Genomic DNA, 26,064 nt, shown 5'->3' on the forward strand with positions numbered 1-26,064 from the left:
ACGTTAAAAATAGTTGATAGGATTGGTATTTTCCTCAGATAAAATGATTGCAAAAGTACTAATTTTTTCTGTAAGATAGTCGCATATTAAGTTTTTCGTATATCGTTCGCTTTCATAATGCCCTACATCGCATAAAAGAATGCTGCCTTCAGCTTGGTAATAGTCGTGGTATTTTAAATCTGAAGTTACAAGCACATCGGCTCCTTGAGCTTTTGCACTTTTAATAGCAAAGGCTCCACTTCCTCCCAGTACGGCTATTTTTTTTATAGGTTTTCCTATTAATTGTGAGTGACGTATACCGCCTGTTTTGAATTGCGCTTTCGCGAAAGCTAAAAAATCCACCTCACTTATTTCTTTATCAAGATTACCTATCATCCCCATGCCTACATTTTGCAACGTATTTTCTAGTGAAGTAATCTCATAGGCAACTTCTTCATAAGGGTGATTTTCAAAAAGAGTTTGTAAAATCTTAGACTTAAGGTGCTTTTCAAACGTAAGATGTAATTGTGTTTCTGGTTCAATATGTCTCGAGCCTCTTTGGCCTATTACAGGATTACAATTGTCATTTCCTTTGAAAGAACCCCTACCTTCAACCTCAAAGCTGCACTCTTCATAATTACCTAAACTTCCTGCTCCCGCCGAAAACAAAGCATCGCTCACACTTTTTACAGATGCGTGAGGAACGTAAGTGGTGAGTTTGTAAATATGATGCTGTTTAGGGATTAAAATCTTAGTGTTTGATAGATTGAGAGCTTTGCACATTCCAAAGTTAACACCGTGCTCTACATTATCTAGCGCAGTGTGAATTGCAAAAATGGCAATATCATTTTTAATAGCCTTTTGAACCACTTTTTGCACATAGTTACTTGCTGTGAGCCTTTTTAATCCTGAGAAAATAATAGGATGAAAGCATACAATGAGGTTGCAGTTTTTTGCAACAGCCTCATCAACTACATTTTCAAGTGCGTCATGTGAGACAAGAATATTGGTCACTTCTTGCAGAGGATCCCCTACAAGAAGACCAACGTTATCAAAATCTTCTGCATAGGCAAGTGGTGCCCATTCATTAATTATAGTACTTACATCTTTTACCTTCATAAGGGTAAAGATAAAAAATGATACCTTCGTTTTATGAGAAAACTACGTCTCTTGTTATTTCCCGTTGCGGGAATTTATTATTTAGTTACGCTTACGCGAAATAAGCTCTACGACACTGGTATATTTAAGTCAAAAAAATATGATATTCCAGTTATATGTGTGGGTAATTTGAGCGTGGGAGGAACTGGAAAATCCCCAATGACTGAGTTTGTAGTTCGGCTTTTACGGGATGATTATCGAGTAGCTACGCTTAGTAGAGGCTACGGCCGAAAAACTAAAGGATATCTCGATGTTAATCCAGAAAATGAAGCAACTATGGTAGGTGATGAGCCATTGCAATTTGCTCAGAAATTTAAAAATATCCAAGTTGCAGTTTGTGAAGATCGACAAACTGGTATCGAAACATTATTGTCAAAAGTTAATGCTCCTGAAGTTGTAGTTCTGGATGATGCTTACCAGCATAGAAAGGTAGAAGCTGGGTTTTATATACTATTAACAGCATATAGTGATTTGTATAGTAATGATTTCTTGTTGCCAGCTGGAAATTTAAGAGAACCTCGAGCTGGTGCGGGTAGGGCAGACGTTGTAGTTGTAACTAAGTGTCCAGAAAATTTAAGTCCAAAAGAGCAAGCATCTATTGTTGCGTCTTTAGATGTAAATAAAACTCAGCAAGTATATTTTTCAACAATCTCATATGATGAGAAGGTGTATTCTGCACTAGGGCCTGTGTCGCTAAACCGCCTTAAGGTAAAGAATGTTACGCTAGTGACGGGAATTGCAAATCCTAAGCCGTTTTCGGCCTACTTGGCTAGTCAAGGACTGTCATTTTCTCATGAGGCGTATGGAGATCATCATAATTTTACAAACTCGGAGGTTAATGAGCTCGATAAGTTGGATTGCATCCTTACTACAGAAAAAGATTATGTGAGACTTCGTCCGCTACTTAAGATGAAAGATCTCTACTATTTACCAATAAAAGCTCATTTTATTGATGGTGAGGAATTGTTAACCGCAGATATTAAAAACTTTGTTTCAAGCTTTTAAACTAAGTAATTTCTAGGAAATAAGTTCTAGCTAAGTACCTTACTATTTCTAAGACCGTTGTATATTTTTTGAAAAAACTCTTCTACCTTATATGGTTTAGGGATGATGTCATTAAATCCTACGGCATGAAATTCATCAATATTTTCGTCTATAGTGACGGCCGTAAGTGCTAGTATTGGAATGTCTTTATTAAACAAACGTATTTGTTCAGTAGCTTCTATACCACTTATTCCAGGCATATGAATATCCATTAAAATAAGGTCAAATTGCTCTGTGCGAGCTTTCTCAACAGCAATCTCACCATTATCGGCTGTCTCACACGTGATCTTGTTTTTCTCAAGAATCTTACGTGTAATCATCTGGTTTATTTTATTGTCTTCTACTACAAGAATATGACGATTTTCAAGGGCATTATAATCTATTTCGTATGCCATATCGTTTGCATTTGATTCGCCAGGTGCTGTTTTAGATAGATTATAATTAAGGTCAAACTTAAAGGTGGTTCCTTTACCTAGGGTGCTCTCAAGTACAATCTCACTATTTAATAAGTCAAGAAGATTTTTGACAATAGACAAGCCTAGTCCTGTACCTCCAAATTTTCTATTAATTGCTACAGAGCCTTGTGTGAAGTTTTGGAAAATTGTTTTTTGTTTCTTCTTTGAGATTCCTTCTCCATTATCTTCTATCTCAAAGTGAAGTTTGATGTCTGATTCGCCTTGACTAATTTTCTGCACACGAACCCAAACGTCACCATCGCGGGTAAATTTTATTGCATTTCCTACTAGATTTATGAGTACTTGAGAGATCATTAATGGATCTCCTAGGAGTTCTGTAGGAATGTTAGAGTCAAAGTCAATATGTAATTTGTTGCCTTTATCTCGGGCAGATTTGCCAAGAGCAAATAATACGTCTTCAATGCGTTTCTTTATATTAAAGGAAGTTTCTTCAACCTCTACTTTATTTGCTTCTAGTTTGTTGAGATCTAGAATGTTGTTTATGAGAGAAAGTAGGTACTCTCCAGAAAACTTTAATGAGTCAAGGTGCTTTTTCTGATCTTCCGTTGGGTTTTCAGAAAGGAGTAAGTGGGTCAGTCCCGTAACGGCATACATTGGTGTCCGCAATTCATGTGTTATTGTAGAGAGGAACTGTGCCTTAACCATAGAAGCCTTTTCTGCGTTATCTCTTGCAATGACAAGCTCGACGTTTTTGGCTTGTAAAAGTTCATTTGCTTTTGCTCTCAGGTTGTTGTTTTTATATAACGATAGCGTGAGCAGTGCAAGAATAGAGCAAAGAGCGATGCTGAGTACAAGTGTTAGTCTCATAGCTCTAGAGTTTCTGTCTTCCTCTATTTCAATATTTTGTTTTAATCGTGTCACCATATCATCAAGTTCTGGACTGTCTGATGTGGGTAAGGGTACGCTTGATATTTTATTAAGCGCATGTTGATTTGTAGACTGATAGTATGATGTTAAGTAATCATTTGCTTCTTTATAGTTCCCACGACCTTGAGCTAAAAGATGTTTGACTTTTAATAACGTTGTGCTGATGCTTGGGAAATTGTTTGAACTCAATAGCGTTGCGACCTCTAGTAAGGTTTCATCTGCTTCTTCAAGTCTTCCTAATTCTGCAAGGCTTAGCGCTTTATTGGTGAGAGCTTGAGTTTTTAAGTAGTCGCTATTTTCGTTTTTCGCATACTCAATGCCTTTGTTGTAAGATGTTATAGCTTCTAAGTGGCTTTTGTTATCCCTTAAAATGTCGCCTTTTAAAGTGTATAATTGAGCCTTTAGGTCATTTCGTGTGCTATTTTCGAGAGTTGTTACACCATTAGAGATATATTGTAAAGCAGTTGTGGTATCTTTTTTTATGAGCGCGAGTTGGGTTGCAGTAATGTAGCTCTGTCCCAAGAGATCAAAGCTCTTAGTTTCTTTTTGCAAAGCTATTGCGCGCTCATTTTCAACAAGAGCTTTTTCATAATCGTTGAGTTGGAAATATAGTTTGGCAAGGGTTCCAGAGGCAAGACCTACACGCTTCGTGTGGCCTATGTCTGTTGCTAGATCTCTAGAATACTTTAGTATGTCAATGGCATGGTTGTAATTGCGATCGGAAACTGCAATTACAGCTCGCTTGAGAAGCGAGTCTATTTTATCATTGGTAAGCGTTTCCTCTATATTCTCTCTTTCTTGGGCAATACTTATCACAGGATAAGAAAGAAGAAGCGCTAGAAGAAAACGTACTAATAGCAAATTCATAAGAAATTCTGATTATTCAACTGCAATATATATTATTTTGTAGAAATCCGTAGTATTAAGTCAACTAATCTGCTAGAATATCCCATTTCATTATCATACCATCCTATAATTTTCACCATCTTACCTATTACAGATGTCATTTGTGAATCAAAAGTACAAGAGTAGGGGTTTCCTACAATGTCTATTGATACTATAGGGTCTTCAGTATACGATACAATACCTTTGTATCTTCCTAATGAGGCTTTGCGCATAGCGTCGTTAATTTCGCTAATGGAGGTGTCTCTTTTTACATTAAAAGTAATGTCTGTAAGAGATCCATTAGGTACTGGCACGCGTATTCCACACCCTCCTATTACATCAGAGAGATGGGGGAAAATGCCTGTTAAAGCTTTTGCTGCTCCAGTAGTAGTAGGTACAATACTTTGTCCTGCTGCTCGTGCTCTTCTTAAATCTCTATGAGGTTGATCATGTAAGCTTTGATCTGTAGTGTAAGAGTGTATTGTAGTGATGTATGCCTGTTCTACACCGCACAAGTTATCTATAATTTGCACCATAGGTGCTGCATTATTTGTAGTACACGACGCATTAGAAATAATAGTGTCAGTTTCTTTTATTTCATGATCATTTACACCCATTACAATCATGGGTATGTCTTCATCAAGTGGAGGTACGCTCAAAATTACCTTTGCCGCTCCAGCATCTATGTGATTTTTAAGGTGCTCTTTTGTTTTAAACTTACCTGTACTTTCTATCACAATATCCGGGGAGGTGTTCTTCCAAGGAATGTTGCCTATTTTACTTTCGTTATATAGTGGGATAGATTTTTCACCAATAATAATTGTATGATCACCATGAGACACCTCTTTTTTTAAAACACCATGAATACTGTCGTATTTGAGAAGGTGTGATAAAGTACGTGCGTCTGCTAGATCGTTAATTGCGACTACTTCCATTGCTGGATGTTCCTCAATAAGTCTAAACACGGTACGACCTATGCGACCAAAACCGTTGATAGCAATCTTAAGTTTAGTCATTCTTTTAAGTAAGGTGTTTCTGTGCTTTGTAAGACGAGCGCACGAGTGCGCCGCTCTCTACATGGCGGAATCCCATCTCTAAACCTATCTTTTCATACTTCTGAAATTGATCAGGAGTGATAAATTGTTTTACAGGTAGGTGTTTTTTAGAAGGCTGTAAGTATTGCCCTATGGTTACGATGTCTAGATTTACAGATCGCAAGTCTTTAAGAGTCTGGATTACTTCCTCTTCAGTCTCACCTAAACCTAGCATGATACCAGATTTTGTACGCTTAATTCCGCTGTCTTTTAGGTATTTTAAGACGCCAAGACTGCGTTCATATTTTGCTTGTATACGTACTTCACGAGTAAGACGTTTTACAGTTTCCATGTTGTGAGACACCACTTCCGGTGCTACAGTTACAATACGATCTAGTAAGTCTTCTCTACCTTGAAAATCAGGAATAAGAGTTTCAAGAGTTGTGTTTGGGTTCATGCGTCGTATAGCTTGTACGGTTTCTGCCCAGATAATAGTCCCCATATCCTTGAGGTCATCACGATCAACAGAAGTAATTACTGCGTGCTTGATGTCCATTAATTTAATAGATCGAGCTACTTTTTCTGGTTCTTCCCAGTCTACTTGCTCTGGGCGTCCCGTTTTTACACCACAAAACCCACAAGAACGTGTACATGTGTTCCCGAGAATCATAAATGTCGCTGTACCTTCACTCCAGCATTCACCCATGTTTGGGCAACTTCCTGAAGTACATATTGTGTTAAGACTGTATTTGTCTACTAGACTACGTAGGTCTTTATATTTCTTACCAGTAGGTAGTTTTACGCGAAGCCATTTTGGCTTTGCCACGCGCTCTGGCTTAGTAATAGTGAGTTCTTCTTGCATAGCATTTTTTATAGCGTTACAAAGATACTAAATAATGAATTGTGGGTGGTTACGCTTTCGCGAAAGCGTACTCTTAATATAACAATTGAAGTTCTTTGAGATCGTACTGGTTTACAATATCATTTTCTTCTAGAAGAAGAAGCTTTCCAGACTCTGAAACGCCTTTTATTATTCCAACAAACTGGCGTCCATCTTCTGAAAGAAACGTAGCTGGCTTGTCCTTTTTAAATAAGTGAGCTTCATAGTCATTTTTGATCGTGCTAAACTCTCCTTTGAGTAGTAGTTCTACATAGTGGTGAAATCTTTGAAGTAGTAGCGATAAAATTTCTTCTAACTCAAAGTGAATCCCTGTTCTAGACTTTATTGAAGTAGCGCGAGGTACATTATTCCACTGTGTCTGATTTACATTAAGTCCTACGCCTAAGATCATTGCGTCAAGTTGCCCGCCTTTTATGACACTCTCTATAAGTATGCCGCATATTTTGTCGTTATCTGTCAATATGTCGTTAGGCCATTTGACACGAACATTTTTTATGAGAAGTTTAGATAGTACATCTTTAACTGCTAGAGAAGCGGCCATAAGAGCATAAAATTGTTCATTGATGGTAATACGCTTTACTTTTCTAAATACGCTGAATGTCAGGTTTTTGCCGCTTTCTGCTTGCCACTGAGTGCCCATTTGACCACGTCCCGCAGTTTGTTCTAAAGCCCAGACTACAATGTCCTCCTCTGCATTTTCTTCTTTAGAAATACGTTTGAGATAATCGTTTGTTGAGTCAACGGTATGAAGTTTGTCTATGCGCATATGTAAAACACCCAGCCTAAACTTGTGTTAAGACCGCAGAGTAATGTAAATTTGTAATAACTTTGTGTAAATTAAAGAATTTAATGGTAAATAAGGAAAAGAATACAGATCAATTAATTGCTAAGATTGTCGAGGGAATTGAAGATGTAAAGGGACAGAATATTGATATACTGGATCTTAGAGATATAGAAAATACGGTTTGTGATTATTTTATCATTTGTGATGGAACATCAAACACACAAGTGGGAGCTATCGTAAGTTCTATACAAAAGACTGCTAGTAAAGCCTTGCAAGAAAAAGCATGGCATATAGAGGGGATGGAAAATCAAGAGTGGGTGCTTATGGACTACGTTAATGTGGTAGTGCATGTTTTTCAAAAGCACATACGTGAATTCTATGATATAGAAAGTCTTTGGGGTGATGCAAAGATTACTACGATCCCAACAGATTATTAAAAAAAAAGATTAAATGGCTAAAGAAGAAAAGAATGCAGGCGGAACTCCGCCTAATAAACCTAAGTTTAGTTCTTACTGGATATACGGTTTAATTGTTATAATATTCATTGCAATCAGTATGCTTACTGGTAGTTCTGGTTTAGGTGAAGCTCAAAAAACTTCTCTCTATCAGTTTGAAGAATATCTTGAGGCTGGAGATGTTGCTCGTGTAGAGATTGTAAATAAAAACTCTGTAAAGGTTTATCTAACTAAAGAAGCTGAAACAAAAGAGATTCATAATAAAGGACGTGCTACTGGTTTTTTAAAACCATCTGCCGGTGCTCCAGACTATCGTTTTGAAATAGGAGATCTACAGAATTTTGAAAATGATATCAACACAACGATTGATGAAAACAACTTAGATACCAGAGTTTCTTATGAGACTGAGGGTGATATGTGGGGGCTTGTAGCTAGTTTTCTTCCTTTCATACTTATTATTGGACTTTGGATCTTTATCATGAGACGCATGTCTTCTGGTGGAGGAGGAGGGCCTGGTGGTCAGATTTTTAACATTGGTAAGTCAAAGGCTAAATTGTTTGACGAGAAAACAGATGTTAAAACTACATTTAAGGATGTAGCTGGACTTGAAGGCGCAAAAGAAGAAATACAGGAGATTGTAGATTTCTTGAAGAACCCAGAGAAGTATACAAGTTTAGGGGGTAAGATACCTAAAGGTGCATTACTAGTAGGTCAACCAGGTACTGGTAAAACTTTGCTAGCAAAAGCAGTCGCGGGAGAGGCAAAGGTTCCTTTCTTCTCACTATCAGGTTCAGACTTCGTGGAGATGTTTGTGGGTGTTGGAGCATCGCGTGTACGTGATTTGTTCAAACAAGCAAAAGAAAAATCTCCAGCTATAATTTTTATAGATGAGATAGACGCGATAGGTCGTGCTCGTGGAAAAAATAATTTTTCTGGAGGTAATGATGAACGTGAGAACACACTTAACCAACTTCTTACTGAGATGGACGGTTTTGGTACAAATACAAATGTGATTGTTCTTGCAGCAACAAACAGGGCAGATGTACTAGATAAAGCACTTATGCGTGCAGGTCGTTTTGACCGTCAGATTTATGTAGATCTTCCAGATGTGCGTGAGCGTAAAGAGATTTTTCAAGTGCACCTTCGTCCATTAAAAAAGGTTGATGATGAGCTTGATGTAGATTTCCTTGCAAAGCAAACTCCAGGTTTCTCAGGAGCAGATATTGCAAACATGTGTAACGAAGCTGCTCTTATAGCTGCTCGTAAAGGAAGTAAGGCTGTAGGGAAACAAGACTTCTTGGATGCGGTAGATCGTATTGTAGGAGGGTTAGAAAAGAAAAATAAAATCATCACACCAGACGAGAAGCGTGCAATTGCTTTTCATGAAGCTGGTCACGCTACTGTAAGCTGGATGCTAGAACATGCTGCGCCATTAGTTAAGGTGACTATTGTGCCTCGTGGACAATCATTAGGTGCTGCTTGGTATCTACCAGAAGAAAGACTTATAGTGCGCCCAGAGCAAATGCTAGATGAAATGTGTGCTGCACTAGGAGGTAGAGCTGCCGAGAAGGTAATCTTTAACAAGATTTCTACTGGGGCGTTAAGTGACCTTGAGAAGGTGACTAAACAGGCTAGAATGATGGTAACTGTTTACGGTCTAAATGATAAAGTAGGTAATCTTACATATTATGATTCTTCAGGACAGTCGGATAATGGCTTTACAAAACCTTATAGTGAGCAGACGGCAGAGATAATTGATAAAGAGATATCTAATATTATTGAAGGGCAGTATCAAAGAGCTATTGATTTGCTTACTAAAGAAAAAGATAAGCTTACCCAACTAGCAGAATATCTTCTTGATAAAGAAGTGATTTTTAAAGATAACCTAGAGGAAATCTTTGGAAAACGTGCTTTTGGAGAAGTGGAGGCTCAAGAAGCTTCTGAAGATTCTGAAACCAAGCCTATAGTCTAGTTTTAGACTAAGAGATTAAGGGATAGACCCTCAAAAAATCTTGATTGTACCTAAGGTTCAGTCAAGATTTTTTATATTTGAAAAATACACCAAGCGTTGAGCAAATCTATTGATGAGTCTTTTTAGAAAAATCTTTGGAAATACATCTAAATCAGATAGCCCCCATAGCGATAAAGAAGGTGAAGAGCGCAGTAAGTACATGCCGGATATTAACACTCCAGCAGATGAGCGCTTCACCAAAAACTTTATCATAAACGGAGGGCGATTTTTGTATGCTCTTAATCAAGAGGAAATCAATGAAAATTTTGATAACATCTTGTTAGAAAATGATTGGTACGAAAAGAATGTATTCTGTACAGATGATAATCTTAAGGAGATCTTTAAGGGTTATAATCTCACTTTTGGAACAAATACAGAATCTCCTTTTTTTCTTACTACTTGCGAAAGTCTCGTAGCAAATGATGGCTCTCTGTTGGTGTGTTCAAAACAGTTAAAAGAGCTCAAGCTACATGATCTGCCTAAGGATATTATTGTTTTTGGAACAACAAGCCAAATAGTTAATACTATAGGTGAAGGATTGAGACTCATAAAAAATAGAAATTCTGGAAGTATACCTACCAATATTACTACAATAAAGAATTTTGAGTCAAAACAAGATGATAAAGATTTTATGACCTATGGAAGTAGCACAAAGAATCTTTACTTGTTACTGCTAGAAGACTTGTAATATGCGAGAAATAATTATTAGGGGGCTTTCTGGATTGCTCTATGTGACATTATTGTTGCTTGCCATTTTTTCAAAAGAAAATATTTACTTACTTGTTTTTTCAGGCTTAGGCGTTGTAGTGCTTTTTGAGTTTTTAAAGCTTGTAGAGGTTAAATCGCTTTTACCATATTTATTTCTTTTTGCTTGTGTGGCGATTTTCTGTTATTTCAAACTTGACAGACTTGCAACGTTAGTGTTTCTTGCGCTTACAATCACAGTTAATTTATATTTGATTAAAAATCTGATTCGTCCATCCGAGCGCTATATAACGGTATCTCAAAAATATGCTTATATCATTTTTTATATCGTGGGTGGTGTGGTTTTTACGATACTGCTGCCATCTTACAAAGGAGAGTACACTTCTCTTTTAGTTGCGAGTATACTGGCTTTAATCTGGATAAACGATACCTTTGCATTTATAGTAGGTAAAAGCATAGGGAAGCATAAGCTTCTTGAGCGCATCTCACCCAATAAGACTGTAGAGGGCTTTGTTGGTGGGTTGGTTTTTTGTTGTATTGCAAGTGTGCTGTTCTATTATTTTACAGATCTTCTCAGTCTTCAGCTTTGGTTAACTATTGCAATTGTTACTTCGGTTTTTGGAACATTAGGAGATTTGATACAATCACAGCTTAAGCGTCAGGCTGGAGTGAAGGATAGTGGTCGTATTATGCCTGGCCACGGAGGATTATATGATAGGTTAGATAGTATCATATTTGCAGCACCATTTTTATACTTATTTTTAATTGTACTTGACTATGTTCCATAAAGAAGGATATAAGATTATTGTAATAGCATTAGTGATTTTCACAGGCCTTATCTTGCTTGCAAATAAGTTTCTTGAGAAGAACTGGTTATTTTATGTAGTAGCTTTGGTGCTAGGAGTATTGTTATATCTTATACTTCAGTTTTTTAGAAATCCGGATCGTACAGCGCCTTTAGATTCTAATGTAATCACATCACCAGTAGATGGTAAGGTGGTTGTAATAGAAGAGGTGTATGAAGCAGAATACTTTAAGGATAAACGTCTTCAAGTCTCTGTTTTTATGTCGCCGCTTAATGTGCACGTAACACGATACCCATCTGGGGGAAAGATTGCATATAGTAAATACCACCCAGGAAAATATCTTGTAGCCTGGCACCCTAAATCTAGTACAGAAAATGAACGCACAACTGTGGTGGTAAGTACAGAAAAGTTTGGTGATGTTCTTTATCGTCAGATTGCTGGTGCGCTAGCAAAGCGTATCATTAATTATGCAGAAGAAGGGCAAATGGTACAGCAGGGGGAAGATAGTGGGTTTATACGTTTTGGCTCTCGTGTAGATCTATATTTACCTATTGGGACAAAGTTAGACGTAGAGCTTAATCAAGTAGTAAAAGGAGCGCAATCGGTAATAGCATCAATATAATGGGTAAGAAGGTACTTCATAAAGAGTTTGAAGATGCCTTCCGTAGGGTGAGTAATTCTTCTCAAGAATTTCCGCCAGATGTATTGCTGCAGTTTTATGCGTTATACAAACAAGCTACGCAAAAGAACACCTTTAGCCATAATGAAGGCGAACACGAGCTTGTGAGTGCTTTTAAAATCAATGCGCTACTTCAGGTAAAAGGTATGACGGAAGATGAGGCAATGGAGGCTTATGTAGAAGCTGCAAAGAAGTACCTCTAACAAGAAAAATAACATAAATAAAAAGGCGTCTAAATAATTTTAGACGCCTTTTTTTTGTGATATATGTAAGTCTATTAAGACAAACTAGCCAGTCGTTTTTCTAGCGCTTCTATTTTTGCTTCGGCATCTGCCATCTTTTGTTTTTCGATAGCGACTACCTTCTCTGGTGCGTTGCTTACAAAACGCTCATTAGATAGCTTTTTTGAAACCGACATTAAGAATCCTTTTGTGTATTTAAGTTCTTCCTCAATTTTTGCAACTTCGGCTTCTACATCAATAGCTCCCGCAAGAGGTATGAAGTACTCATTAGATTTTACTCTAAAAGATAGTGCTCCGTCTAGTGGCGCTTTCGCGAAAGCGATCTCACTCACATTACCTAGTTTTGAGATGATACTATTGTAATCACTAGAAACTTCTTCATTGCTTAGAACGTGCACTTCTATAGCGTCTTTAAAAGCGATGTTTTTACTTTTTCTAATAGTTCGTATACCTGAAATCACTTGTGAGGCGTAGTCAAAATCTGCAATGATTTTTTCATTTAACGCACCACCTTCTGGCCATTTATTGATAATCAAAGCCTCTTCTGGAGTACGCGTAGCGATAGTCTGCCAGATCTCTTCAGATGCAAATGGGATAAATGGGTGAAGTATGCGTAGGTTATTTTCAAAAGCTGCAATTACCGCGTCGTAGGTCTTGCGATCTATAGGTTGCTGGTATGCTGGTTTTATAATCTCTAGTAACCACCCGCAGAAGTCGTTCCATACCACTTTGTAACTCGCCATAAGTGCGTCTGAGATACGGTACTTTGAGAAGTGATCTTCTATCTCTAGAAGTGTTTGGTTAAAACGGTTTGTATACCACTCAATACCTTGCGCGCTATGTGCTGGTTGTGGTATAGTCTCGTCTATCTCCCATCCCTGTATGAGGCTAAAAGCGCTCAAGTTTTTCTTGATAAATCCTTTTCCTTGTTTAAGAAGATCTTCGTCAAACATAAGGTCGTTACCGGCAGCACTACTTAATAATAGTCCTACGCGCACACCATCTGCTCCATATTCTTTAATAAGTTCTAGTGCATCTGGTGAGTTACCTAGTGACTTAGACATCTTGCGACGCTGCTTGTCACGTACTAAACCTGTGAGGTAAACATTTTGGAAAGGTCTTTTGTCTGTGTACTCATATCCCGCTATGATCATACGCGCTACCCAGAAGAATAAAATATCTGGTCCCGTTACAAGATCATTAGTAGGGTAGTAGTAGTTAAACTCCTCGTTATCTGGATTGCGCACTCCGTCAAAAACACTCATAGGCCATAACCAAGAGCTGAACCAAGTGTCCATAGCATCTTCGTCTTGGCGTAAATCTTCGGCAGTGAGGGAGTCGTTTCCGGTACGCTTTCGCGAAAGCGTAACAGCATCCTCAATAGATTCGGCAACTACAAAATCTTCCTTTCCTTCTCCATAGAAGTAAGCAGGAATTTGCTGTCCCCACCATAGCTGGCGAGAGATGTTCCAGTCACGTATGTTCTCCATCCAGTGACGGTAGGTGTTTTCAAACTTCTTAGGAAATAACTTTACATCTCCAGTTTCTAGTACGGCTTTTATGGCAGGCTTTACAAGCTCTTCCATTTTAAGGAACCACTGGTCTGATAGTCTAGGCTCTATTACCGCCTTTGTACGCTCAGATGTTCCTACTTTATTAACGTGGTTTTCTGTCTTTACTAGAGCACCTAGTTCTTCAAGTTCTTTTTTTATAGCCTTGCGCACTACAAAGCGATCTTGACCTTCATAGTGAAGCCCAAAACTGTTAAGAGAAGCGTCATCATTAAAGATGTCTATTACTTCTAGCTTATGTTTGTCACCCAGCATCTTGTCATTCTCATCGTGTGCTGGTGTTACCTTAAGGCAACCTGTACCAAACTCAAGATCTACATACTCATCTTCTATAATAGGAATCACGCGCCCACTTATAGGTACAATGGCTTTCTTTCCTTTAAGATGTGTGAATCGCTCGTCATTTGGGTTAATACAAATCGCTGTATCGCCAAAAATAGTCTCTGGTCTCGTAGTCGCTATTGTTAATAACTCCTCAGATCCTTCTAGTTTATAATTTATGTAATAGAGTAAGCCTTGTCGCTCTTCGTGTATTACCTCCTCGTCAGAGAGGGTTGTTTTTGCTTCTGGATCCCAGTTTACCATACGGTAACCGCGATATATCAATCCTTTATTATAAAGATCTACAAATGTTTTTATAACAGACTCAGACATTGCTGGATCCATAGTAAAAGCTGTGCGCTCCCAGTCGCAAGAGGCTCCTAGTTTTTTAAGTTGGTCAAGTATAACGCCGCCATATTCTTCTTTCCATTCCCAGGCGTGGGCAAGAAATTCCTCACGAGTAAGGTCAGATTTTTTGATGCCTTGATCTTTAAGTCTGGCAACTACCTTTGCCTCTGTAGCAATAGATGCGTGGTCTGTACCAGGTACCCAGCACGCATTTTTACCTAGTAATCTTGCACGACGTATTAATACGTCTTGTATCGTGTTGTTAAGCATATGTCCCATATGTAAGACACCTGTCACGTTAGGAGGTGGGATTACAATGGTGTATGGTTCTCTATCATCTGGTGTAGAATGGAAATAATTATGCTCCATCCAGTAGCTGTACCACTTATCTTCTACCTGTGTAGAATCATATTTTGACGCTATGCTCATAGTTTGGTCTGATTATTGTCTTATAGATGGCAAAAGTAGGGATAACAGTAGGATTAATATATAGTCTACGTGCTATTTTTGGTACATATGTACGTTATCGTCACGTGTTAATGTTAATATCATTTTTTGGCAGGCAGGTATTTTGTGACTACATTTGAATTCCCTCAAATATTTAAAATTATGAAAAAGGTACTATTTTTATTTGTCGCTATGCTTCTAGTAGTAAGCGTTAAAGCACAAGAGAAAAGAGCTGAAATCACTTTTGATTCAGAAGTTGTAGATTACGGTGAGGTAGATTATGGTGCAGATGGTGTACGTAAGTTTACTTTTACAAATACAGGAGATGATGTGCTTATCGTAGCAAGAGTATACTCTACTTGCGGTTGTACAATACCTAAAAAACCAGAAAACCCTATCCAGCCAGGAGAAAAAGGTGAGATAGAAGTAAAGTATGATACTAAGCGCCCTGGACCTATTAGAAAAACGATTACAGTTTATTCTAATGCATCTGAGGTTCCACAAAGCCTTAAGATTAAAGGGACAGTAAAGCCAGAGGCTGGAGAGTAACATTACTTTAAACAAAGCAACTAAAGACCGTTTTATAGCGGTCTTTTTTTATGCGCTTTCGCGAAAGCAAAATACCCTCCTTCTAGTTTTAAAAACCACAATAATTTCCTCATTTTTGTATAAAAAAATATTCAATGCCAGCAATATCAAAGAAGGGGCTCGCAATGCCTCAATCGCCTATACGTAAACTCGTACCTTTTGCAGAAGGAGCAAAGGCTAGAGGAATAAAAATTCACCAACTTAACATTGGCCAGCCAGATATCAAGACGCCACAAGTAGCGCTAGATGCTGTAAAGAATAATGATCTTGAAGTTTTAGCATATAGTCACAGTGCAGGATTTCAGTCTTATAGAGATAAGCTAGCTAGCTATTATAGCAACCACGGTATAGATGTCTCGTCTGAAGATATTATCATATCTACCGGAGGATCTGAAGCCTTATTATTTGCAATGGGATCTGTTACAGACCCAGGAGATGAGATTATTATTCCAGAGCCTTTTTATGCAAACTACAACGGTTTTGCAACGGCGAGTGGTGTTAAGGTTGTACCTGTAATATCTACACTAGAAGAGGGATTTGCTTTGCCTCCTATATCAGATTTTGAGAAGTTAATCTCAGATAAAACAAAGGCTATCGTTATCTGTAACCCAGGTAATCCTACTGGATATCTATACTCAGAAGATGAGATACGCCAGCTTGCAGAGCTTGTAAAGAAGCACGACCTATTCCTCATTGCAGATGAGGTCTATCGTGAGTTTGCTTACGACGGTCACAAGCATCACTCAGTGATGAAGCAGCGTGATATAGATGCTCATACTATTATGATAGACTCTGTATCAAAACGTTTCTCGATGTGTGGTGCTCGTATAGGATGTATCGTAAGTCGCAATAAAGAACTTATGAGCACAGCGATGAAGTTTGCACAAGCACGTTTAAGTCCTCCTACATTTGCACAAATCGCATCTGAGGCTGCACTAGACACACCTCAATCATACTTTGACGACGTGATTGAAGAGTATGTATCTAGAAGAAATACACTTGTAGCAGGACTAGAGGCAATACCTGGAGTAAAAGTAGCAAAGCCTAAAGGTGCTTTTTACTGTATTGCAGAGCTACCTGTAAAAAATGCAGATGCTTTTGCACAATGGTTGCTAGAGTCTTATGATCTAGATGGAAAAACCATTATGGTTGCACCAGCAGCAGGTTTTTACAGCAGTGATAATGTAGGTCTTAATCAAGTGAGAATTGCTTATGTGCTAGAAGAAAACCATCTTAAAGAAGCAGTTACTATTCTTAAAGCTGCTTTAGAACAATACCAAGATTAATGACAGTACAAGAAAACGTATCGCTTAAGGCATACAATACCTTTGGTATAGATGTAAACGCTCGCTTTTTTGCGAGCGTTTCTTCTGTACAGCAATTGCAAGAGTTGCTGGGAGATGCTAGATATCCAGATCCTTTTGTTATAGGCGGAGGGAGCAATATGCTACTCACACAAGATGTAAATAGACTTGTGATACATCTCGATATTAAAGAGATATCACTTATAGATGATTCGTTTTCAAAAAATGAAGTACTACTCAAAGTTGCTGGTGGCGAAAACTGGCACGAGTTTGTACTCTATTGTGTAGCACATAATCTGGGAGGTGTAGAAAACCTATCGCTTATCCCTGGTAATGTAGGTACATCACCAGTGCAAAATATAGGTGCCTACGGTGTAGAGCTCAAAGATACTTTTTATGAGTGCGAGGCTGTGCGTAGAGACACTCAAGAGGTGAGGGTGTTTACGCTAGAAGATTGTGCTTTTGGCTATCGTGATTCGGTATTTAAAAATGAGCTTAAAGATGCCTACGTCATTACCTCTGTCACCTTTAAACTCACAAAGAGTAATCATAATATAAATACTGAATACGGTGCTATTTTTGACACGCTTAAAGCGAAAGAAATCACAACGCCTACATTAAAAGATGTGTCAGATGCCGTTATAGCTATCAGGCAGTCTAAGCTTCCAGATCCTAAGAAAATAGGGAATAGCGGATCTTTCTTTAAGAATCCAGTGATCTCACAAGCGCAGTTTACTCAACTTAGAAAAGTGCATACAGAAATCCCTTTTTATCCCATAGGTAATGAGCAGATTAAGGTGCCCGCTGGATGGCTCATCGAGCAAGCAGGCTTTAAGGGGAAACGCTTTGGCGATGCTGGTATACACGATAGGCAGGCTCTGGTACTCGTAAATCACGGTAATGCTACAGGTCAAGAAGTGTGGGCAGTTGCAATGAAAGTACAAGCGGCAGTAGAGGAGAAGTTTGGGATAAAGATTGTTCCAGAGGTGAATGTGATATAATTACGCTTTCGCGAAAGCTTAAAAAAAAGCCCCACTCGCGTGAGGCCTCAACTAAACTAAACTTTAGTTGCTAGGTGATAGCACTGTATCTGCCACGTGTATGATGCCGTTTTTCCCATTGATATCGGTCTTAGTGAGAAGCGAAGTGTGACCCGTTGTATCTGTAATTGCTATTTTATTATCCTTTAAGGTAGCCACGAGCTGCTGGCCATTTACTGTCTGTAATGTAAAACTGCCATTTTCTACATTTATTTTATTTATTATTTCTGTCTCGGTTAGTGATCCGGCTATGACGTGATATGACAGAATAGATGCGAGCGTTGCTTTGTTTTCTGGGTTGAGAAGGTTTGCTAGTTGTTTAGGAGGTAGTTTATCAAACGCTTCATTAGTGGGGGCAAATATGGTGTATGGTCCACTTTTTTTAAGTGTTGATACAAGCCCTGCAGCTTTTATGGTCGTAATAAATGTTGTGTGATCTTCAGAGAGTAAGATGATGTCTACCACGTCTGATTGTGCATAAGTGGATAACGAAAAGAATGAGATTACTGCAATTAAAATTATATTTTTGGGTTTCATAATAATACGTTGTTTGCAGAGTTTATAGTAAAATCTTTTCCTTTTATAATTATACGCATTAACTTGAGGTGCGGGATGGATTTGTATTCTTAAGATTTTGTTAATTCAAGAAAAACTTACTTTTTGAAGACATTTGTCGAAAAACATATTGTAGAACTCCTTAAGGCTGGAGATGAGCGTGCTATAGGGTTATTATATGACAACTATGCAGATGCATTGTATGGTGTAGCGATTAAAGTGACTCATGATGAAGAGCTTGCTCAAGACGTATTACAAGAGTCTTTTGTGAAAATCTGGAAAAACGCACATAAGTATGATGCAGACAAAGCGCGTCTATTTACGTGGCTTTTTAGGGTGGTCCAGAATACGGCTATAGACAAAGTGCGTAGCCGCAAAAGAAAAATGAATAAAGAAGTCCAAACAGACGATTCTAACGTATATCATTTACAGTCTACATCACTAGCTATAGAACATATGGATCTTCAAGAACATGCAGATGGGCTTGAAGATAAATATAGGGTTGTTATTGATGCTTTGTTTTTTCAAGGAATGACTCAGCAAGAAGCGAGTGATGAGTTAAATATCCCGTTAGGTACCGTAAAGTCTAGGTTAAAAATAGGCTTACGAGAACTGCGTAAACTGTTTGGAGTATTATTTTTTATGATCAGTGTGTTATGAGTGATAGAGTTTCACAATTTTTAGAGAGCGATTTATTAGAGCGTTACCTTCTAGGAGCTACCTCGCCTATAGAATCTCAGGAAGCTGAGCATTTTATAGCTAAGTATCCAGAGGTGGAGCAGACTTATATAGAATTACAAGAAAACCTTGAGAATTATGCGACATCATATGCTGCAAAAGCGCCTGATGAATTGCGTGCTAGTATAGTAAAAGCAACTAGGACTAAGCCTAAACGTGCTTTGCCTATTCTTGCGATTACGGCATGTATGATTGCAGCATTTTTTGGGCTAGTAGCTATTATGATTTACAACCAAAATCAAGAGTTGTTAGAAGATCGAAGGTTTACATCAAATCTACTTGAAAACTTAAATGATGATATTGTTTCAAATAGGGAGATGTTACAGTCTGTAGAGGAGCAATTTATGATTCTCAATAATACCTCAACTCAGAAATATATTTTACAAGGTAATGTACGTGCACAGCGACTAGAGGCTGTTGCCTACGTCAACGAGCTAGAGCAGCGTTCATACATACACGTTAATTCGTTGCCAGAGCTTCCAGACGAGCAAGTATACCAGATGTGGGCATCTGTAGATGGTACACTTGTACCTCTAGACATCTTAAAAGTCACAAAAGATAATCTGGTTGAGATTCCATATGAAGAACGCATGGCTAGTATTAATATTACCATAGAGCCTAAAGGTGGGAGCAAGGAAGCTACACAAGCAAATGAAGTTGCGACCATAAATTTTGATAATAATTAAGGCTTTTCCTTCTTTCAAAAAACTTTTACTTGATAATGCCTTTCTGTATCTTTGTGCAAAATAATTGTCATGGAGTTACTACTAATTACACTAGTCCTTCTTGCACTATCTGTAGCAGGTATTGCAATCAAAATTTGGGCAAAAAAAGATGGTAAATTTGCAGGTACCTGTGCTAGTCAAAGTCCTTTTCTTAATAAAAGTGGCGAGGCTTGCGGTATGTGCGGTAAAATGCCCGAAGAAATGGGTGACTGTTCTGTAGAGAAATAAGACCTCTATCTGTTGGAACAAATCTTTACACTACTTTTTTATATATTTATAGGAGTCACGTTTATTAACGTGACTTTTTATGTTTTCTATTGGTTATTCGCTTTCGCGAAAATATCTAATACCAATACAAGTTCGTTTCCTCCAGTTTCGGTAATTATTTGTGCCAAAAACGAGTCGGCAAATCTCCAGAAAAACATTCCAAAAATATTATCTCAAGACTATCCAGAATTTGAAGTTATTTTAATTAATGACGCATCTTCTGATGATACAGAAGATATTATGGAAGCATTTAAACTGGCCAATGTAAATGTACAGCAAGTAAATGTGGTGAATAATGAGACTTTCTGGGGTAATAAAAAATACGCACTCACCCTTGGTATAAAACGAGCACAGCATAAGCATATGTTATTTACAGATGCAGATTGTGTTCCAGCATCAGACCAATGGTTACAGCACATGGCTTCTTCTTTTAATGAGGATAAGGAAATAGTGCTAGGTTATGGTGCTTATGAAAAAATTAAAGGGTCTTGGGTTAATAAGCTTATAAGATTTGAAACATTGATGACTGCTTTACAATATTTTAGTTGGGCAAAAGCAGGAAGACCATACATGGGCGTAGGACGCAATCTAGCCTATACGTCTGATGTTTTTTATGAGCAAAAGGGATTTATTAACCATATTAAAATTCAAAGTGGTGATGATGACCTGTTTGTAAACGAAGCCAGTACACGTAAGAATACTGCTATCCAGTTTTCTCCAGAATCATTCACAATTTCTACTCCTAAGAAGACCTTTGCGAGCTGGATCACTCAGAAGCGTAGACACATAAGCACTGCGGTACATTATAAGTTTTTAGAGAAATCACTGCTAGCCCTTTTTTATATTAGTCAGTGTTTGTTTTTGGTAGGAGCGGTTGCTCTTCTTGTGATTCAGTTTAACTGGGAGTGGGTAGCGCTCATTATTGGTGTACGTTATGTATGTGCATGGATTACCGTAGGTTGTAGTGCTGCGCGTTTACAAGAAAAAGATCTCACCTATTTGTACCCCATTTATGAGATAGCGTTAGTATGTGTGCAAATGAGTATCTTTATCTGTAACCTTATTACAAAACCAACACGGTGGAAGTAACCCCCGAAAAAATTATTCTAGAAATATCCCGAGCAAAAGAAGGAAAGCAAAGTGCTTTCAATTTCTTGCTTAATTCATTTTGGAGTGAAGTTTATGGATTCCAACTTAAGCGTACTAGGAATGCGTATGATGCAGAGGATATAACTATCCAGACTTTTTCAAAGGCATTTTCAAAAATAGATACTTATAAAGAAGAGTATAGGTTTGCCACTTGGCTAATTACCATTTCAAAAAATATACATATTGACATAATTAGAAAAAAAGAGTCTTCTATAAGATCTCATATTTCTGATCGTGACGATGAGCGAATAAAGAAAGTTGCCGACTTGAATCCCTCCCCAGAAGATGTACTTATTAAGGAGCAGAATTTATCTGAATTACTAGCTTATATTAAAACCTTAAAGCCTCATTATCAGGAAATAATTAATTTGCGTTACTTTCAAGAGATGAGCTATAAGGAAATGGCAGAGTATCTTGAAGAGCCTATGAGCAATGTAAAAGTCAAGCTTCTGCGTGCTCGTAGATTGCTCGCAAATGTTATTAAAACAGAAGATAATTGAAAGCCGTACCCTTTAAAAAGTTAGGCCCAGGATTATTATTTGCTGGTGCGGCTATTGGTGTTTCTCACCTTGTACAAAGCACTAGAGCAGGCGCCGATTTTGGTTTTGGTCTACTGTGGGCTTTAATCCTCGTTAACATTATTAAGTATCCCTTCTTTCAATTTGGTCCTAGGTATGCTTCGGCAACGGGCAATAGTTTACTAGTGGGGTATATGAAACTTGGAAAACCTGTTTTATGGGTGTATTTCTTTTTGACACTGGCTACCATGTTTACCATTCAGACAGCAGTTACTATTGTAACGGCGGGAATTGCTGTTCAGCTGTTTGGAATTACTAGTGATGTAGCGATATGGAGTGTTGCTATTACAATGCTCTGTGCGACTATTTTGGCGATAGGTAAATATAGGATACTCGATAAATTAATGAAAGTGATTATTATCACACTTACTATAAGTACGCTTGTGGCAGTCTTTTTTGCTTTTCGCGAAAGCGTAATTAATCAAGGGATGGGAACTCCTGCAAACTTGCTTCAAATTATACCAACCGAAGGGGCGGCTGTGGCATTTTTGATTGCTTTTATGGGGTGGATGCCAGCGCCACTTGATATTTCGATATGGCACTCACTGTGGACATTAGAAAAAAGAGATTCAGGTAAGGATGGAATGCGCAATTCAATTTTTGATTTTAATGTTGGGTATGCTGGCGCGGTTGTGCTGGGTATTTGTTTTATGACCTTAGGAGCATTAGTCATGTTTGGTAGCGGAGAGACATTTTCTCCTAAGGGAGGTGTTTTTGCTGGACAACTTATCAATATGTATACGGCCAGTCTGGGAGACTGGGCAACCTTGCTTATAGGGATTGCTGCATTTACAACAATGTTTAGCACTACGCTTACTACATTAGACGCGTCTCCTAGAGCGCTTGAGGCTACAACCTCATTATTAGGTTTTGGTTTTAAGAAACGAGGATACTTATTTTATTTAATAATCTTAATTCTTGGAACCTGCGGGATACTATTTTTTTTAATAAGCGAGATGGGAGCTCTCGTAAAACTCGCGACAATTTTATCTTTTCTAACTGCTCCATTTTATGCCATTTGTAACTATTTATCATTGAGAGATGAAACCATTCCCGAAGATGCGAGGCTCTCTAAAGGAATGAATTTGCTCAGTATTGTGAGTATAATTGCTTTGTTAGGCTTCAGTATCTGGTATGTTGTTACATTGATTTAAGATGCAGGCGCTTTTAAGCCTTAAAATGACACTGTAACTTTCATTTTAAATTGTATCTAAGTTATATCTTTGCCTCTTATGCAATTTGACTTACTTACAACAGATCCTGCATCTCAAGCGAGAGCAGGAAAACTTACTACAGATCACGGTGTCATTGAGACGCCTATTTTTATGCCCGTAGGAACGGTGGCATCTGTAAAGGGTGTTCACCAGCGCGAGCTTAGAGAAGATATTAATCCAGATATTATATTAGGTAATACTTATCACCTGTATTTGCGTCCTAAAATGGATATCATGCAAAAGGCAGGTGGATTACATAAATTCATGAACTGGGACCGACCTATTCTTACAGATAGTGGAGGGTATCAAGTATACTCTCTTTCTAATAGACGTAAGATTAAGGAAGAAGGGGTGCGTTTTAAGTCACACGTTGATGGGTCTATGCACTTATTTACACCTGAAAATGTGATGGAAATACAGCGCCAGATAGGTGCAGATATTATGATGGCATTTGATGAGTGTACACCATACCCATGTGATTACCGTTATGCAAAGAGGTCTATGCATATGACGCATAGATGGTTGGATCGTTGTATTAATCATTTTAATAAAATTCCAGCATTATACGGTCATGAGCAAGCATTATTTCCTATTGTACAGGGAAGTACTTATAAGGACTTAAGAGCACAATCTGCCGAATACATTGCAAATGCAGGGGCTTTTGGGAATGCTATAGGAGGACTCTCTGTAGGAGAACCAGCCGAAGAAATGTATGGAATGACAGAAGTGGTTACTGCTATATTGCCTAAGGATAAGCCTAGATATTTAATGGGAGTAGGTACTCCTATAAATATTTTAGAAAATATTGCGTTAGGTGTAGATATGTTTGACTGTGTGATGCCTACTCGTAATGCTCGTAACGGTATGTTATTTACTGCCCATGGTAGTATAAACATTAAAAACCTCAAGTGGGAAGAAGACTTTTCACCTATAGACGAAATGGGTCTTACTTGGGTAGATACAGAATATAGTAAAGCTTACCTTCGTCACTTGTTTAAATGCCATGAGCTATTGGGAATGCAAATTGCCACTATTCATAATTTAGGATTTTACATGTGGTTAGTACGTGAAGCTCGCAAGCATATTCTTGCAGGAGACTTTGTAACTTGGAAAGAAATGATGGTTAAACAAATGGATAATCGTTTATAATTGAAGATTCTAGATTGGTATATAGTCAAGCGATACATCGGGACATTTGTCACGATGCTTGTGCTATTTATACCTATAGGTATTATTGTAAATCTTGCTGAGAAGATTGATAAAATCTTAGCAAACGAAGCTCCTTTTGGTGAGGTGGCATTGTATTATCTCAATTTTACAATCTACTTTGCAAATCTTCTTTTTCCATTATTTCTGTTTCTGTCGGTAATTTGGTTTACGTCAAAACTGGCAAACAATACGGAGGTTATTGCCTTCTTGAGTAGTGGGGTATCTTTTTCTAGATTTTTAAGGCCTTATTTGATAGGGGCAACTATAGTATGTGCTGGTGCTTTCTTTTTAGGTACTTATCTTGCTCCACGTGCAAACAAGGGCTACAATGAGTTCATTTTTGAGTATTTAAAAAAGAACAAAAAAGATCGAGAAACGCAAAACGTTTATAGACAGATTGATACTGGGGATTATATCTATGTAAGCAGTTTTACACCACGTACAAAGACTGGGCGTAATTTTACATGGGAACATTTTGAAGGCAATAAAATGACTTACAAAATGAGCGCCATACGTATAAGATATAATGAAGAGGATACTACATATACTTTGAATAGCTTTAAGAAGCGAACGATTACAGAAAATGGTGATATATTAGAAAGTAAGGCAAAATTAGATACAGTATTTAACTTTGATATTGACGATCTCACCCCAGTAGAGTACATAGCAGAGACCTTAAGTACACCAGAATTAAGAAAATTTATTGCAAAAGAAAAATCAAGAGGGTCTTCTTATATAAGTCGCTATGAAGTGACTTTACAAAAACGCTATAGCTTACCTGTTGCTGCATATATTCTCACAATTATTGCAGTGGCTGTTAGCGCTATGAAGCGTCGTGGCGGTATGGGTATTAATCTTGCTTTTGGTATTGTGCTTGCGTTTGTTTTTATATTCTTTGATAAAGTTTTTGGAACGCTTGCAGAACAATCGGATTTTCCACCTTTAGTCGCAGTTTGGACACCTAACATACTTTTTGCTATACTCGCAGTATATCTTCTTCGCAATGCAAAACGATAAGCTCAAAGCATACCTCCATTTTCACCTCATAGTATTTATTTGGGGATTTACAGCTGTACTAGGAGCACTCATCACTATTGATGCTGTGCCGTTAGTTTGGTTCAGAATGGGACTGGCAAGTATATTCATATTTGCATACATAAAGATGCGAGGTGTCTCTCTCGCGGTATCACGTAAGACATTAATGGGTTTTGCTATTGCAGGTCTAGTAATTGCCGTTCACTGGCTTACATTTTTTGGGGCTATTAAAGAGTCTAATGTTTCCATTACACTTGCGATGATGAGTACCGGAGCATTTTTTACAGCTTTGCTAGAGCCTATATTTTATAAACGTAAGGTGATCTGGTATGAGCTCTTATTTGGAGCAATAGTAGTAGGAGCTCTATATGTTATTTTTGAAGTAGAGACAGCATATCAAACGGGAATATTGCTAGCATTGTTTTCTGCCTTTCTATCGGCAGTGTTTACGTTGATTAATGGGAAATTTATAGAAAATCATCATCCTACAAAAATATCTTTTTACGAGTTGCTCATTGGTAGTTTATGTGTGACGGCTTATCTTGTGATCGCTAGAACAGACACGTTCTTTTCTGCTCAGTTTTTTGCTTTGCCCACCATGGATTGGGTATACATTGGTATATTAGCCTCTGTATGTACGGCATACGCATTTATAGCAGCGGTAGCAGTTATGAAACATTTAAGCCCATATACAATCATGCTTACTATTAATCTTGAACCCGTATATGGAATATTACTAGCCTTTATTGTGCTAGGAGATGCAGAACAAATGAGTTCAGAGTTTTACTATGGCGCGCTTGTTATTCTCGCCGTAGTTATTGCAAATGGAGTGCTTAAGAATAGTAAAAAATTCAAGGCTGTTAAACAAGCTTGAGTCTCTTAAGAAAACCATTATATTTGTAAACTATACCTAACCGAAAGTAAAGCGCCATTGTGCGTCTTAAAACCT

26 protein-coding genes are annotated in these 26,064 nt (G+C 37.9%); 19 read left to right on the forward strand and 7 right to left on the reverse strand.

Features of this window, described 5'->3' with window-relative positions; translation table 11 throughout:
- Positions 1-3: 3 nt before the first annotated feature.
- On the reverse strand, positions 4-1,098 hold the full coding sequence (locus D017_RS08205; RefSeq protein WP_035335849.1) for a Nif3-like dinuclear metal center hexameric protein: 1,095 nt from the start codon (positions 1,096-1,098) through the stop codon (positions 4-6).
- A gap of 33 nt (positions 1,099-1,131) precedes the next feature.
- Here D017_RS08205 and lpxK point away from each other — a divergent pair, with 33 nt between their 5' ends.
- Complete coding sequence (lpxK, locus tag D017_RS08210) at positions 1,132-2,142, forward strand: tetraacyldisaccharide 4'-kinase (RefSeq protein WP_035335851.1); 1,011 nt, start codon at positions 1,132-1,134, stop codon at positions 2,140-2,142.
- A gap of 26 nt (positions 2,143-2,168) precedes the next feature.
- Here the strand turns inward: lpxK and D017_RS08215 are convergent, their stop codons facing one another.
- From D017_RS08215 to D017_RS08230, 4 genes are all read right to left on the reverse strand, one after another.
- Positions 2,169-4,391, reverse strand: coding sequence for a response regulator (locus tag D017_RS08215; RefSeq protein ID WP_035335853.1), 2,223 nt, complete (start codon positions 4,389-4,391; stop codon positions 2,169-2,171).
- A 32-nt stretch (positions 4,392-4,423) separates the two neighbouring features.
- The gene (gene gap, locus D017_RS08220; protein ID WP_035335854.1) at positions 4,424-5,425 is read right to left on the reverse strand and encodes a type I glyceraldehyde-3-phosphate dehydrogenase; all 1,002 of its coding nucleotides are present in this window, start codon (positions 5,423-5,425) and stop codon (positions 4,424-4,426) included.
- 4 nt (positions 5,426-5,429) lie between these two features.
- Positions 5,430-6,305 (reverse strand): lipoyl synthase, encoded by an 876-nt coding sequence (lipA, locus tag D017_RS08225; protein ID WP_051583839.1) that lies wholly within the window; start codon positions 6,303-6,305, stop codon positions 5,430-5,432.
- Between the two features lie 73 nt (positions 6,306-6,378).
- On the reverse strand, positions 6,379-7,110 hold the full coding sequence (locus D017_RS08230; RefSeq protein WP_035335855.1) for a biotin--[acetyl-CoA-carboxylase] ligase: 732 nt from the start codon (positions 7,108-7,110) through the stop codon (positions 6,379-6,381).
- 83 nt (positions 7,111-7,193) lie between these two features.
- Between D017_RS08230 and rsfS the strand changes: the two genes are divergently transcribed.
- The 6 genes from rsfS (at position 7,194) to D017_RS08260 (ending at position 11,987) form a co-directional block, all read left to right on the forward strand.
- Positions 7,194-7,565, forward strand: a complete 372-nt coding sequence (rsfS, locus tag D017_RS08235) for a ribosome silencing factor (protein ID WP_035335856.1) — start codon at positions 7,194-7,196, stop codon at positions 7,563-7,565.
- Positions 7,566-7,578: 13 nt separating this feature from the next.
- Positions 7,579-9,555, forward strand: coding sequence for an ATP-dependent zinc metalloprotease FtsH (ftsH, locus tag D017_RS08240; protein WP_035335857.1), 1,977 nt, complete (start codon positions 7,579-7,581; stop codon positions 9,553-9,555).
- 112 nt (positions 9,556-9,667) lie between these two features.
- On the forward strand, positions 9,668-10,282 hold the full coding sequence (locus D017_RS08245; RefSeq protein WP_035335858.1) for an LUD domain-containing protein: 615 nt from the start codon (positions 9,668-9,670) through the stop codon (positions 10,280-10,282).
- 1 nt (position 10,283) lies between these two features.
- Positions 10,284-11,087 carry a phosphatidate cytidylyltransferase gene (locus tag D017_RS08250; protein WP_035335859.1) on the forward strand — a complete coding sequence of 268 codons (804 nt, stop codon included), beginning with the start codon at positions 10,284-10,286 and terminating at the stop codon, positions 11,085-11,087.
- Positions 11,077-11,727 carry a phosphatidylserine decarboxylase family protein gene (locus D017_RS08255; protein ID WP_035335860.1) on the forward strand — a complete coding sequence of 217 codons (651 nt, stop codon included), beginning with the start codon at positions 11,077-11,079 and terminating at the stop codon, positions 11,725-11,727. Before D017_RS08250 ends, D017_RS08255 begins: the two co-directional genes overlap by 11 nt.
- The gene (locus D017_RS08260) at positions 11,727-11,987 is read left to right on the forward strand and encodes an acyl-CoA-binding protein (RefSeq protein WP_035335863.1); all 261 of its coding nucleotides are present in this window, start codon (positions 11,727-11,729) and stop codon (positions 11,985-11,987) included. The genes D017_RS08255 and D017_RS08260 overlap by 1 nt, the downstream gene beginning before the upstream one ends.
- Before the next feature lie 74 nt (positions 11,988-12,061).
- On the opposite strand, the gene D017_RS08265 is transcribed toward D017_RS08260, so the two are convergent.
- Positions 12,062-14,695, reverse strand: a complete 2,634-nt coding sequence (locus D017_RS08265; RefSeq protein ID WP_035335866.1) for a valine--tRNA ligase — start codon at positions 14,693-14,695, stop codon at positions 12,062-12,064.
- Between the two features lie 180 nt (positions 14,696-14,875).
- Between D017_RS08265 and D017_RS08270 the strand changes: the two genes are divergently transcribed.
- The 3 genes from D017_RS08270 (at position 14,876) to murB (ending at position 17,606) form a co-directional block, all read left to right on the forward strand.
- Entirely contained in the window at positions 14,876-15,262 is a 387-nt protein-coding gene (locus D017_RS08270; RefSeq protein WP_035335868.1) for a DUF1573 domain-containing protein, read from the forward strand.
- A gap of 134 nt (positions 15,263-15,396) precedes the next feature.
- A complete protein-coding gene (locus D017_RS08275) occupies positions 15,397-16,587 on the forward strand; it encodes a pyridoxal phosphate-dependent aminotransferase (RefSeq protein ID WP_035335869.1) in 1,191 nt (396 codons plus the stop codon).
- On the forward strand, positions 16,587-17,606 hold the full coding sequence (gene murB / locus D017_RS08280) for a UDP-N-acetylmuramate dehydrogenase (protein ID WP_035335871.1): 1,020 nt from the start codon (positions 16,587-16,589) through the stop codon (positions 17,604-17,606). Before D017_RS08275 ends, murB begins: the two co-directional genes overlap by 1 nt.
- Positions 17,607-17,669: 63 nt before the next feature.
- On the opposite strand, the gene D017_RS08285 is transcribed toward murB, so the two are convergent.
- On the reverse strand, positions 17,670-18,182 hold the full coding sequence (locus D017_RS08285; RefSeq protein WP_035335874.1) for a fasciclin domain-containing protein: 513 nt from the start codon (positions 18,180-18,182) through the stop codon (positions 17,670-17,672).
- A 123-nt stretch (positions 18,183-18,305) separates the two neighbouring features.
- Here D017_RS08285 and D017_RS08290 point away from each other — a divergent pair, with 123 nt between their 5' ends.
- The 9 genes from D017_RS08290 to D017_RS08330 all read left to right on the forward strand — a co-directional run bounded on the left by D017_RS08290 (position 18,306) and on the right by D017_RS08330 (position 25,989).
- Positions 18,306-18,860, forward strand: a complete 555-nt coding sequence (locus D017_RS08290; protein ID WP_035335875.1) for an RNA polymerase sigma factor — start codon at positions 18,306-18,308, stop codon at positions 18,858-18,860.
- Complete coding sequence (locus D017_RS08295; RefSeq protein WP_035335876.1) at positions 18,857-19,624, forward strand: anti-sigma factor; 768 nt, start codon at positions 18,857-18,859, stop codon at positions 19,622-19,624. The genes D017_RS08290 and D017_RS08295 overlap by 4 nt, the downstream gene beginning before the upstream one ends.
- A gap of 69 nt (positions 19,625-19,693) precedes the next feature.
- On the forward strand, positions 19,694-19,891 hold the full coding sequence (locus D017_RS08300) for a hypothetical protein (protein ID WP_035335877.1): 198 nt from the start codon (positions 19,694-19,696) through the stop codon (positions 19,889-19,891).
- 12 nt (positions 19,892-19,903) lie between these two features.
- Positions 19,904-21,019 carry a glycosyltransferase gene (locus D017_RS08305; RefSeq protein ID WP_081804663.1) on the forward strand — a complete coding sequence of 372 codons (1,116 nt, stop codon included), beginning with the start codon at positions 19,904-19,906 and terminating at the stop codon, positions 21,017-21,019.
- The gene (locus D017_RS08310) at positions 21,010-21,579 is read left to right on the forward strand and encodes a sigma-70 family RNA polymerase sigma factor (RefSeq protein WP_035335879.1); all 570 of its coding nucleotides are present in this window, start codon (positions 21,010-21,012) and stop codon (positions 21,577-21,579) included. The genes D017_RS08305 and D017_RS08310 overlap by 10 nt, the downstream gene beginning before the upstream one ends.
- Positions 21,576-22,811: an Nramp family divalent metal transporter gene (locus tag D017_RS08315; RefSeq protein ID WP_035335880.1), complete on the forward strand. Its 1,236-nt coding sequence runs from the start codon at positions 21,576-21,578 to the stop codon at positions 22,809-22,811. The genes D017_RS08310 and D017_RS08315 overlap by 4 nt, the downstream gene beginning before the upstream one ends.
- A gap of 78 nt (positions 22,812-22,889) precedes the next feature.
- On the forward strand, positions 22,890-24,020 hold the full coding sequence (tgt, locus tag D017_RS08320; protein WP_035335881.1) for a tRNA guanosine(34) transglycosylase Tgt: 1,131 nt from the start codon (positions 22,890-22,892) through the stop codon (positions 24,018-24,020).
- Positions 24,021-25,097: an LptF/LptG family permease gene (locus D017_RS08325; protein ID WP_035335883.1), complete on the forward strand. Its 1,077-nt coding sequence runs from the start codon at positions 24,021-24,023 to the stop codon at positions 25,095-25,097.
- A complete protein-coding gene (locus D017_RS08330; RefSeq protein WP_035335885.1) occupies positions 25,084-25,989 on the forward strand; it encodes a DMT family transporter in 906 nt (301 codons plus the stop codon). Before D017_RS08325 ends, D017_RS08330 begins: the two co-directional genes overlap by 14 nt.
- Positions 25,990-26,064 lie beyond the last annotated feature (75 nt).

The organism is Dokdonia sp. PRO95 (assembly GCF_000355805.1).
GTDB lineage: Bacteria > Bacteroidota > Bacteroidia > Flavobacteriales > Flavobacteriaceae > Dokdonia.